Below are 10,324 nucleotides of genomic sequence, written 5' to 3' on the forward strand. Positions count from 1 at the left end.
AACAAAAAATCTCAAAATTCGCGTTTTCGGGCGCGAATCCGCGAAGTCGGGCTAAGCTCTTGAGCCGAGTTCCGACAAAAGGCCGTTCAGTGCCCATTCCCGACGACCGCCACACTGCCTCCACCGCCTCGTCGCCCGCCACGCCGTATGACGGCATGGACGGGATCGCGAACCTCGCGGGCGATTTCGATCCGGTCGCATTGGTGGTCGATTGGCTGGACGCCTGCCGCAATCGCGATCTCGCGACACTGCTCGACCTCTATGCCGACAACGCGACGCTGAGATGCCAGTGCGGTGAGGCCGAGGTCGGCGAGGGTCGCGCGGGCCTTGAATCCTACTGGAAGTCGCGTCTCGATACGCGGGCTCCCACCGCCTTCGGGCTGGAGGAAATCCTGCCGACGTCCGCCGGCGTCGTGCTCGATTATCTGAGCCACGAAGGCAAGCCGGTACGCATCGCCTTCAGCTTCACGCGCGACGGAAAAATTCAGACGACCGATTGCTTGCCGATGGTCGAGCGGTCGCCGCGTGCCGGCTTGCAGGACTACGCCGGCTAGCTTTCGTCACTGCTCGTTGCGGGCGGCTGCGCGGCAAGATCGCCCGCCGGGAGCCGGCAGCGAACCGAGGTGCGTCCCGCCTCCCGCAGCAGATCGAGCGTCCCGCTCAACGCACGCACGCGCTCCAGCATGCCGGTCAGTCCCCTCCCGAACCGGCGATCCGTCGGGAAGCCGATGCCGTCATCGGATATTTCCACGACCACATCGCGGCCGCTGATCTCCGCCGCGACATGCATCGTGCTGGCCCTGGCGTGGCGGAGCACGTTCGTCACGGCCTCCTGGATCACGCGATAGACCGTCAGCAACAACAGGCCCTCGACATCGTTCAGCCTGGCGTCGATCTGCGAGGTCACCTTCAGGTCGGGCGCCTGCGTCTTCGCGTTCTGCAGAAGCGTCTGGATGCTCTTCTCGAGGCCGAGCTCCTGGATGTAGAGCGGCCGCAACCGGTCAAGGATGCGACGGTTCGTCTGCTGCAGGGTTTCCACCGATCGCAAGATGCCTTCCGCTGCGCCCTTCAACCCGGCTTCGTCCGGTGGAATCGATTCCAGAAGCGCGACCGTGTCGGCCCGGATACCGAACAGCAACGGCCCGAGCTCGTCATGAAGTTCGCGCGCCATGTCATGCCGCTCGTCGTCCTGCAACGACACGATTCGCCGCAACAGGGTGCGATTGTCCTGGCTCAGGTGATGCAGGGTGCGGGCGAGTTCGTTGGCTTCCAGCGCACTCTTGCGGATTTCCGGCGGGCCGGCGGACGGAATGAACTGCTGGTAGTTGCCCGTCCGCATGCGGGTCAGGCCGTCACCGAGATGTTGCAGTGGCCGCAATGCCGAGCGGGCGGCGAAGTGGGCGATCGCCGCTGTCAGCAGCATCAAGGCTATGCCGGAGCAGGCGATCGCCAGAAATCCGATCCATTTCTCGTAGAGGTCGGCGGAAATGTCGGGCGCAAACACGATGTCGCCGACCTGCTTGCCCTCGATCATGACGGGAAAATCGGCTCTGAATTCGGGTACGACGAGCTGCCGGACGAACCAGTGAGGCACCCGGCCGAGCGGCGTCTGCACCTCGGGCGGATGAACATCGAGCTCGGTCCCGAGGCGGCGAAACCGGATTGCCTCGGAGGCGCCGAGCGATTGCACGAAGGCATCGAGAGTGGCATGAGGATTGGAGGAGGCGCGAAGCGCACCATTGAGCGCTGCCGCGACTGCCCTGGCCGAGCGAGCGGCCGGTTCGATTTCCTCTACAAGTTGCGTCGTCGCAAAGATCTGAAGCGAGGCGGCTCCCGCGATCAGCGCCGCCCCGAACATCAGACCGAGCGGCAGCAACAGCCGCGTTCGAAGAGAAAGTCTGTCCCACATTTCGGTTATTATAGTTCCCGCAACCCAAGATTTCGCTTTTCAAATATCGCCAACCAATTATTTATTCCGGAAGGGGATAAATGATGCAGAATTCCAGCCGATCGGCAACAAGGGTACTGATCGTTGATGACCACCCGGTGGTGCTTTCGGGGTGCCGATCGCTGTTTGCATCAGATCATTCCGTGAAGATCGAAGAGGCCAGCGACGCCAAATCCGGCCACCGCGCCTACATGACCAGGAAACCCGACGTCACGATCATCGATATCAAGCTTCCCGACGTTTCCGGATTCGAGCTGATGCGACGCATCCGCAAGGAAGACCCGGACGCCCGGATCATCATGTTCAGCATGAATGACGATCCGGCCTTCGTGGTCCGCGCCATCGAGATGGGCGCGCAGGGCTACGTCTCGAAGGGCGACGATCCGCGCATGCTGGTCAAGGCCGTGCGGAGGGTGGCCGCGGGCGACAATTTCATCTCGCCGCAACTGGCTGAAGCGGTGACGTTCTCGGGCGCTTCGATCAAGGCCAATCCGGCGTCACAGATGACGGCGCGCGAGCTGGAAATTCTGCGGCTGCTCGGCCGCGGCGACAAGATCGTCGAGGTCGCCGACGCGCTGGAGATTTCCTACAAGACGGTGGCCAATACCACCTCGCTGCTCAAGCAGAAGCTCGGCGCCAAGAATCACTCGGACCTGATCCGGATCGCCGTCGAGATGGGATTGGGCTGAGCCCTGTCGATCGGTCGGTGAAGAGCTGAACCGGCCGCGCCAATGTGGGCGCGACCCGTTCGCGCCGCTGCAGTTCGCATGTCGCCCGGGCAATGGGATGACGAGAGCGAACTGCAGCGAAAGCTCACTTACCAGCGGTGGTGGTGACGACGATGGTGACGCCATTTGTGATGCCCGCGGCCCCTGTACCATCCGTAGTGATGGCCCCGGCCACGATGGCCATGGCCATGATGACCATGCCCGTGCCCGTGTCTGACCTGGATCACGGTGTCGTCCTGCGTGGTCATGGGCGCGATGCCCAGCCTGGCGGAAGCGGACAGGGTCATTGCCAGCGAAGCAATCATTGCCGCGCCGACCAGAACGATACGTCTCATGCAGGGATCCTCCCAATCGCGGGATCGCGATGTCTGACACAAGCTCCCGTCATCGATTTTGTTCCAGGCCTCCGCCGCGGGGTGTCGATCAATCCCGGCAGAGACTTGGGATGGTAATGATCGGGAAAAATATGCAATATGAATTCCTGATGATTTAGGGAGAGCTGGATGAACGGCCCGGATATCGTGGAAACCGCGTTCGCGCGCGCCTGGGGCGTCTACCTGCTCATTCACAGCGGCATCGACGAGAACGACGCGCGACGCGCCAGTCTTCTGCGCTTCATTCGGCAGCGCTGCGATGCGGGAGAGACCGACACGGAGCTGCTGGCGGTGGAGGGCCTCAAGTTTCTCAAGAGTCTCGAGGGGCTCGCCGAGGAGTAGTGTGCCGCCGGCGTCATGTTCGGGAAAAACTGGAGCTATCGGCTTCGTTTGCGTCCGCCTGCGATGCACGCGGCTTCCGCGTGGCGGGAATATGGCGGCGGTGGACGAAAGGGTTCTTCGAGGCGGACACACGAAATCGCCCGCATGACGCGCTATCAAGGGGCGATGGAAAAGCCCGCGCGTCCCCTGCCGTTCGCGGCATTCGAATGGCTGCTGTCTGCGCGGTACCTGCGGGCGCGCCGCAAGGAAGGCTTCATCTCCGTCATCGCCGGGTTTTCATTCCTCGGCATCATGCTCGGCGTGGCGACGCTGATCATCGTGATGGCCGTCATGAACGGCTTCCGCAAGGAATTGGTGGACAAGATCGTTGGCCTGAACGGTCACCTTCTGGTGCAACCGCTGGAGTCGCCGTTGACGGACTGGGATGACGTCGCGGAGCGCATCAGCCGGGTGCCGGACGTGCGGCTCGCCGCGCCGGTGGTGGATGGTCCGGCGCTGGCTTCCTCGGCGCAGAATGCCACCGGCGTCCTGGTACGCGGTATCCGCACCGAGGACCTCACCAGGCTTGCCGCGATAACAGGCAATATCCAGCAGGGCTCGCTCGATGCCTTCAATCAGGGGCAGGGCGTCGCCATCGGCCGCCGGCTTGCCGAGCAATTGTCGGTGCGGGCCGGCGACAACATCACGCTCGTCGCGCCCGACGGCGCCGTGCGGTCGAAGGCTGCGGCGGCCCGCATCAAGCCGTTCAAGGTCGCGGCGGTGTTCAGCATCGACATGTCGGAATATGATTCCGTCATGGTCTTCCTGCCGCTTGCAGAGGCACAGGCCTATTTCAACCGCGCCAATGACGTGAGCGCCATCGAGGTCTTTCTCGCCGTCAGCCCGGACAAGGTCGATGGCTTTCGAAGGACGGTGGCCGATGCCGCGGGACGCCCGGTGTTCCTCGTCGACTGGCGGCGGCGGACCTCGGCCTTCTTCGCGGCCCTCCAGGTCGAGCGCAACGTCATGTTCCTGATCCTGACCCTGATCGTGCTGGTCGCCGCGCTGAACATCGTGTCGGGCCTGATCATGCTGGTGAAGGACAAGGGCGGCGACATCGCCATCCTGCGCACGATCGGCGCCTCGCGCGGCGCGATCATGCGGGTGTTTCTGATCGCGGGTGCCGCGATCGGGGTGCTCGGGACCATGGCGGGGCTGCTGCTCGGCATGCTGGTCTGCCTGAACATCGAGGCGATCAGGCAATTCCTGTCCTGGATCACCAACACCGAACTATTTTCGCCGAAACTCTACTTCCTGTCGAAGCTGCCGGCCGAGATCGATTTCGGCGAGACCGCCGCCGTCGTGGCGATGGCGTTGACGCTGTCATTCCTCGCAACGCTCTATCCGTCCTGGCGCGCCGCGCGGCTCGATCCGGTCGATGTCCTCCGATACGGGTGAGGAGCACGATGGTGCATCCGCCGTCGCTGGGCATGTCGCTCGGTATCGGTAGAATCCCGGATTTTGCGGTAGCTGCGCGTTGGCCTTTCGCCCACGAGCCATTTCCCCTTCGCCGCAAAACGCTTTATGGTGGCCCTTCGCTTCGCGCTTGGCGAAATCTAATTCACGATCAATATCAAAGGCTTGGCATATGGCTTGCGCCTTTGGAGGGTGGTTTGACGCGCTATATTTCGACGCGGGGGGAAGCTCCCGTCCTGGGCTTTTGCGATGTGATGCTGACCGGGCTCGCCCGCGACGGCGGCCTCTACGTGCCGGAGGTCTGGCCGCAGCTTTCGCGCGAGACCATCGCCTCCTTCTTCGGCCGGCCCTACTGGGAGGTCGCGGTCGACGTGATCAAGCCGTTCGCGGCGGGTGAGATCTCCGACGCCGATCTCGGCCGCATGGCCAATGAAGCCTATGCCACATTCCGCCATCCGGCCGTGGTGCCGCTCGATCAGATCGGGCCCAATCAATTCCTGCTCGAGCTGTTTCACGGCCCGACGCTGGCGTTCAAGGACGTCGCGATGCAGTTGATTTCGCGGCTGATGGATCACGTGCTGGCCAAGCGCAACCAGCGCACCACCATCGTGGTCGCGACCTCGGGCGATACCGGCGGCGCCGCGGTCGATGCCTTTGCCGGCCTCGACAATGTCGATCTCGTCGTGCTGTTTCCAAACGGGCGCATCTCCGACGTGCAGCGGCGGATGATGACGACAACAGGCGCGTCCAACGTGCATGCGCTCGCCATCGAAGGCACCTTCGACGATTGCCAGGCGCTCGTGAAGGCGATGTTCAACAACCACCGCTTTCGCGATGACGTCTCGTTGTCGGGCGTCAATTCGATCAACTGGGCGCGGATCGTGGCGCAAGTCGTGTACTACTTCACCTCGGCGGTGGCGCTCGGCGCCCCCGCGCGCACCGTGGATTTCACCGTGCCGACCGGCAATTTCGGCGACATCTTCGCCGGCTTTGTCGCGAAGAAGATGGGCCTTCCGGTGCGCTGGCTGCGCATCGCCTCCAACGTCAACGACATCCTGCCGCGCACGCTGAAGACCGGCATCTACGAGGTGCGCGAGGTGCACGCCTCCGCTTCGCCATCGATGGACATCCAGATATCCTCGAATTTCGAGCGGCTGCTGTTCGAGGCGAGCCGCCGCGACGCGGAGAGCGTGCGCCGCCTGATGGCCTCGCTCAAACAGTCCGGACGCTTCGTGCTGCCGGATGCCATGCTGGCTGCGATCCGCGAGGAGTTCGACGCCGGCCGCGCCGACGAGACCGAGACGTCGGCGGCGATCCGCGCCGCCTGGCGCGAGGCCGGCGACCTCGTCGATCCCCATACCGCGGTGGCCCTGGCGGTCGCCGATCGCGACACCTCGGACTCGAAGATCCCCAACATCGTGCTGTCGACGGCGCATCCGGCCAAATTCCCCGATGCGGTGGAAGCCGCCTGCGGGGTGCGGCCGCAACTGCCGGCGTGGCTCGATGGCCTGATGACCAAATCCGAACAGATCAAGGTAATGAAGAACGATTCAGCCGAAGTGGAGCTTTTCGTGCGCACGGTAAGCCGTGCCGCGAAGCAGGGAGTTGCCGGATGAGCGTTGACGTAACCAAGCTGCCGTCCGGCCTGACCGTCGTCACCGACACTATGCCGCATCTGGAAACCGCCGCGCTCGGCGTCTGGGCCGGCGTCGGCGGCCGTGACGAGAAGCCGAACGAGCACGGCATCTCGCACCTTCTGGAGCACATGGCCTTCAAGGGTACGACGCGACGATCCTCGCGCGAGATCGTCGAGGAGATCGAAGCGGTCGGCGGCGATCTCAATGCCGGAACCTCGACCGAAACCACGGCCTATTATGCGCGGGTGATGAAGGCCGACGTGCCGCTGGCGCTCGACGTGCTCTCCGACATCCTGACCAATCCGTCCTTCGTGCCCGACGAGCTCGAGCGCGAGAAGAGCGTCATCGTGCAGGAAATCGGCGCGGCGCAGGACACGCCTGATGACGTCGTGTTCGAGCACCTCAACGAGCTCTGCTTTCCGGACCAGCCGATGGGCCGTTCGCTGCTCGGCACCGCCAACACGCTGAAGGCGTTCGACCGCGACATGCTGCGCGGCTATCTCGGGACGCATTATCGCGGGCCCGACATGGTGGTGGCGGCGGCCGGCGCGGTCGACCACAAGCGCGTGGTCGAGGAAGTGACGCAGAAATTTTCAAGCTTCGACCCGACGCCCGCGCCGAAGCCGCAAGCCGCGATGTTCGGCAAGGGCGGCTCGCGCGTCGTGCACCGCGACCTCGAACAGGCGCATCTGACGCTCGCGCTCGAAGGCGTGCCGCAGACCGATCTCTCGCTGTTCTCGCTGCAGGTCTTCACCAACACGCTCGGCGGCGGCATGTCGTCCCGGCTGTTCCAGGAAGTGCGCGAGAAGCGCGGCCTGTGCTACTCGATCTACACTTTCCACGCGCCCTATAGCGACACCGGCTTTTTCGGCCTCTACACCGGCACCGATCCCGGCGATGCGCCCGAGATGATGGAGGTGATCGTCGATGTCATCAACGACGCCGTCGAAACCCTGACCGAGGCCGAGATCGCCCGCGCCAAGGCGCAGATGAAGGCCGGCCTGTTGATGGCGCTGGAGAGCTGTTCGTCCCGGGCCGAACAACTGGCCCGGCACATCTTGGCCTATGGACGGCCGCTGACGGTGGAAGAGCTGGTCACCAGGATCGACGCGGTCAACATCGATTCGACCCGCAACGCCGCGCGCGCGCTGCTGTCCCGCAGCCGGCCGGCCGTGGTCGCGCTCGGCAGCGGCAGGGGTCTGGACACGGCGGTGGCTTTTGCGGAAGGATTGACGCAGCCGAAGGCAAGGACGCTGCTACATTGAGGTAGAGGGCATGGCCCTGTTTCGTTTGCCATCCAGCGGAGCCGCCGCGCTCATGCCGCGCGGCCACGGCCTGTTGCTGCGCGCGCCTCAGATGGCGGATTTCACGCAATGGGCGCAGTTGCGCGAGCAGAGCCGGTCCTATCTCACGCCGTGGGAGCCGATCTGGCCGTCCGACGACCTGACCCGCGCCGGCTTCCGTCGCAGGCTGCGCCGCTACGCCGAGGATATCGCCGCCGACCGCTCCTATCCGTTCATCGTCTTCCGCGAGGTCGACGGCGCCATGATCGGCGGCATCACGCTGGCCAACGTCCGCCGCGGTATCGTCCAGGCCGGCACCATCGGCTACTGGGTCGGCGAGCCCCATGCCCATCGCGGCTACATGACCGCGGCGCTGCGGGTGCTGCTGCCGACGCTGTTCGGCGAACTCAACCTGCACCGTATCGAGGCGGCCTGCATTCCCACCAACGCGCCCTCGATCCGGGTGCTGGAGAAATGCGGCTTCACCCGCGAGGGACTGGCGCGACGCTATCTCTGCATCAACGGCATCTGGCAGGACCACCTGCTGTTCGGCCTGCTGCATGAGGATTTTCGCGGCTGAAACCCCGATTCCTACACCTTTTGGGTGCCTTGGGTTCGCCGCCATTGGGCTGCTATAACGCCGCCGGAAACAATGACGCGGGACGACGGGATTTGGGACGCCGCATGGGTGAGAATCGTTTGGCCAGGGTGACGGTCGCGGCGGCAGTCGCGGGTGGTCTGCTCTGCCTGTCCGTGGCGCCCGCTTCGGCGCAATCGTTGACCGACCGCTTCAAAAGCCTGTTCGGCGGCAAGTCGAAGGAGGAACCGGCTGCCAACGCGCCGGCAGCGACCCCGCAGGACACCGGCGACCTGACCTGCCCGCCAGTCACGGTGCGGGCGGGCGCCTCCACCTATGCCGTTGCGGCGCCCGGCAAGCAGCCGGTCGGCAACGACCTGCGCTTCCAGGCGACGATCTCCAAGATGGCCCGCGAGTGCAGCGTCAATGGCGGCGTGATCACCGCGCGGATCGGCATCCAGGGCCGTGTTATCGCAGGCCCCGCCGGCGCGCCGTCCTCGGTTCAGGTCCCGATCCGCGTCGCGGTGGTGCAGGGCGGCGTGTCCGAGAAGACCATCGCCACCAAGGCCTATCAGACCACGGTTACCTTGCCTGAGAGCGGCAGCGAGCCGTTCACGCTGGTGGCCGAGGATCTCACCTATCCCGCGCCTCCCGGCGCCGTCGGCGACAGCTACATCTTCTATATCGGCTTCGACCCGCAATCGCTGAAGCCCGAACGCCCCGCGCCGAAAAAGAAGAGGTAGCAGGGACGAGGCCAGACAATGAAAAAGCCGGCGCGATCATCTCGCGCCGGCTTTTTTTGTTGGTTTGAAGCCGATTAGTTCAGCTTGTCAGTTCAGCTTGGCGCGAACCTCGGCAATGCCCTTGGCGAGCAGGTCGTCGGCAACCGAGCCCTTGACCGACTGCGACAGGATCGTCGAGGCGGCTTCGACCGCAGCGTTGGCGGCGGCGGCGCGGACATCAGCCAGCGCCTGGGCTTCGGCGAGGGCGATCTTGCTCTCGGCGGTCTTGGTACGGCGGGCGACGAAATCTTCCATCTTGGCCTTGGCATCGGTCGCGATGCGCTCGGCTTCGGACCTGGCGTTGGCGATGATTTCCTCGGCCTCGCGCTCCGCGGTGGCGCGGCGGGCCTGATACTCGGCGAGCAGCTTGGCGGCTTCGTCCTTGAGACGGCGGGCGTCGTCAAGTTCGGCCTTGATACGCTGGCTGCGATGGTCGAGTGCGGTCAGCACCGTCTTGTGGATGCCGAGATAGGCAAACAGCACCATCAGGATGACGAAGGCGATCGCGACCCAGGTTTCCGGTTGGGTGAACATCAGGCCTGTCCCTTCAACGAGGCATCGACGGCACTGCTGACCGCCTTTGCATCGGGCAGCGCGCCGGTAAGCCGCTGCACGATCGCGCCGGCGGCTTCGGCCGCGATGCCGCGGACGTTGCTCATCGCGGTTTGCCGCGTCGCCGCGATCTGCTTCTCGGCGGCGGCGAGCTTGGCGGTGAGCTGGTCTTCCAGCGTCTTGCGCTCGGCTTCCGCGGCCGCGTTCGACTTCTCGCGGGTCTCGTTGCCGATCGCCTGCGCGCGGGCGCGGGCGGAAGCGAGTTCGGTCTCATACGCCTTCAGCGCTGCGTCCGAATCGTCCTTGAATTTCTGCGCCGCCGCGAGGTCGCCCTCGATCGCGTTCTGACGTGCGTCGATCACGCTTTCGACGCGCGGCAGCGCAAAGCGGGACACGATCACATAGAGCGCGACGAACGCGATAACGAGCGACACCAGCTGCGAGGCAAACGTGCTCGACTCGAACGGAGGAAATCCTCCGCCGTGTCCGCCGTCGGCCTCGGTGTGGGCGCCGGTACCATGACCTTTTTCAGCCACGGGGGTCTCCTGTTGCTGTCAGGCGCGCCGCCCGGAGGCGGCGCGGGAGGGTGCAGCTCAGAGCGGAACGAACAGCAGCAGCAGCGCGATCAGCAGCGAGAAAATGCCGA

The 10,324-nt window shown here is 64.6% G+C and carries 12 protein-coding genes; 8 read left to right on the forward strand and 4 right to left on the reverse strand.

Annotated features, from left to right (window positions below; translation table 11 throughout):
* The first annotated feature begins 89 nt into the window (after nt 1-89).
* On the forward strand, nt 90-554 hold the full coding sequence (locus tag V7E26_RS26940; protein WP_324422214.1) for a nuclear transport factor 2 family protein: 465 nt from the start codon (nt 90-92) through the stop codon (nt 552-554).
* Here V7E26_RS26940 and V7E26_RS26945 read toward each other — a convergent pair.
* On the reverse strand, nt 551-1,909 hold the full coding sequence (locus V7E26_RS26945) for a histidine kinase (RefSeq protein WP_324422216.1): 1,359 nt from the start codon (nt 1,907-1,909) through the stop codon (nt 551-553). The two genes, V7E26_RS26940 and V7E26_RS26945, sit on opposite strands and share 4 nt — an antisense overlap.
* 83 nt (nt 1,910-1,992) lie before the next feature.
* On the opposite strand from V7E26_RS26945, the gene V7E26_RS26950 reads away from it, so the two are divergent.
* On the forward strand, nt 1,993-2,637 hold the full coding sequence (locus V7E26_RS26950) for a response regulator transcription factor (protein WP_324422217.1): 645 nt from the start codon (nt 1,993-1,995) through the stop codon (nt 2,635-2,637).
* A gap of 128 nt (nt 2,638-2,765) precedes the next feature.
* On the opposite strand, the gene V7E26_RS26955 is transcribed toward V7E26_RS26950, so the two are convergent.
* Complete coding sequence (locus V7E26_RS26955; protein ID WP_324422219.1) at nt 2,766-3,011, reverse strand: hypothetical protein; 246 nt, start codon at nt 3,009-3,011, stop codon at nt 2,766-2,768.
* Nucleotides 3,012-3,179: 168 nt separating this feature from the next.
* On the opposite strand from V7E26_RS26955, the gene V7E26_RS26960 reads away from it, so the two are divergent.
* The 6 genes from V7E26_RS26960 (at nt 3,180) to V7E26_RS26985 (ending at nt 9,087) form a co-directional block, all read left to right on the forward strand.
* On the forward strand, nt 3,180-3,392 hold the full coding sequence (locus tag V7E26_RS26960) for a hypothetical protein (protein ID WP_324422221.1): 213 nt from the start codon (nt 3,180-3,182) through the stop codon (nt 3,390-3,392).
* 165 nt (nt 3,393-3,557) lie between these two features.
* Nucleotides 3,558-4,829 carry a lipoprotein-releasing ABC transporter permease subunit gene (locus V7E26_RS26965; RefSeq protein ID WP_324422235.1) on the forward strand — a complete coding sequence of 424 codons (1,272 nt, stop codon included), beginning with the start codon at nt 3,558-3,560 and terminating at the stop codon, nt 4,827-4,829.
* A 215-nt stretch (nt 4,830-5,044) separates the two neighbouring features.
* A complete protein-coding gene (gene thrC, locus V7E26_RS26970; RefSeq protein WP_324422223.1) occupies nt 5,045-6,463 on the forward strand; it encodes a threonine synthase in 1,419 nt (472 codons plus the stop codon).
* Nucleotides 6,460-7,749 (forward strand): M16 family metallopeptidase, encoded by a 1,290-nt coding sequence (locus V7E26_RS26975; RefSeq protein ID WP_324422225.1) that lies wholly within the window; start codon nt 6,460-6,462, stop codon nt 7,747-7,749. The genes thrC and V7E26_RS26975 overlap by 4 nt, the downstream gene beginning before the upstream one ends.
* A gap of 10 nt (nt 7,750-7,759) precedes the next feature.
* Nucleotides 7,760-8,347, forward strand: coding sequence for a GNAT family N-acetyltransferase (locus V7E26_RS26980; RefSeq protein ID WP_324422227.1), 588 nt, complete (start codon nt 7,760-7,762; stop codon nt 8,345-8,347).
* 104 nt (nt 8,348-8,451) lie between these two features.
* Nucleotides 8,452-9,087, forward strand: coding sequence for a hypothetical protein (locus tag V7E26_RS26985; protein WP_324422229.1), 636 nt, complete (start codon nt 8,452-8,454; stop codon nt 9,085-9,087).
* An 87-nt stretch (nt 9,088-9,174) separates the two neighbouring features.
* Here V7E26_RS26985 and V7E26_RS26990 read toward each other — a convergent pair whose 3' ends face one another.
* Both V7E26_RS26990 and V7E26_RS26995 read right to left on the reverse strand, forming a co-directional pair.
* Nucleotides 9,175-9,660, reverse strand: coding sequence for a F0F1 ATP synthase subunit B family protein (locus V7E26_RS26990; RefSeq protein WP_324422231.1), 486 nt, complete (start codon nt 9,658-9,660; stop codon nt 9,175-9,177).
* The gene (locus tag V7E26_RS26995) at nt 9,660-10,214 is read right to left on the reverse strand and encodes a F0F1 ATP synthase subunit B family protein (protein ID WP_324422233.1); all 555 of its coding nucleotides are present in this window, start codon (nt 10,212-10,214) and stop codon (nt 9,660-9,662) included. The genes V7E26_RS26990 and V7E26_RS26995 overlap by 1 nt, the downstream gene beginning before the upstream one ends.
* Between the last annotated feature and the right edge of the window lie 110 nt (nt 10,215-10,324).

This window comes from Bradyrhizobium sp., assembly GCF_036735945.1.
Classification (GTDB): domain Bacteria; phylum Pseudomonadota; class Alphaproteobacteria; order Rhizobiales; family Xanthobacteraceae; genus Bradyrhizobium.

Bases quoted from the DNA above. Each gene is read 5' to 3' on its own strand.
- V7E26_RS26945 (WP_324422216.1), bottom strand. From the start codon at position 1,909: ATGTGGGACAGACTTTCTCTTCGAACGCGGCTGTTGCTGCCGCTCGGT.
- V7E26_RS26950 (WP_324422217.1), top strand. From the start codon at position 1,993: ATGCAGAATTCCAGCCGATCGGCAACAAGGGTACTGATCGTTGATGAC.
- V7E26_RS26955 (WP_324422219.1), bottom strand. From the start codon at position 3,011: ATGAGACGTATCGTTCTGGTCGGCGCGGCAATGATTGCTTCGCTGGCA.
- V7E26_RS26960 (WP_324422221.1), top strand. From the start codon at position 3,180: ATGAACGGCCCGGATATCGTGGAAACCGCGTTCGCGCGCGCCTGGGGC.
- V7E26_RS26965 (WP_324422235.1), top strand. From the start codon at position 3,558: ATGGAAAAGCCCGCGCGTCCCCTGCCGTTCGCGGCATTCGAATGGCTG.
- V7E26_RS26975 (WP_324422225.1), top strand. From the start codon at position 6,460: ATGAGCGTTGACGTAACCAAGCTGCCGTCCGGCCTGACCGTCGTCACC.
- V7E26_RS26980 (WP_324422227.1), top strand. From the start codon at position 7,760: ATGGCCCTGTTTCGTTTGCCATCCAGCGGAGCCGCCGCGCTCATGCCG.
- V7E26_RS26985 (WP_324422229.1), top strand. From the start codon at position 8,452: ATGGGTGAGAATCGTTTGGCCAGGGTGACGGTCGCGGCGGCAGTCGCG.
- V7E26_RS26990 (WP_324422231.1), bottom strand. From the start codon at position 9,660: ATGTTCACCCAACCGGAAACCTGGGTCGCGATCGCCTTCGTCATCCTG.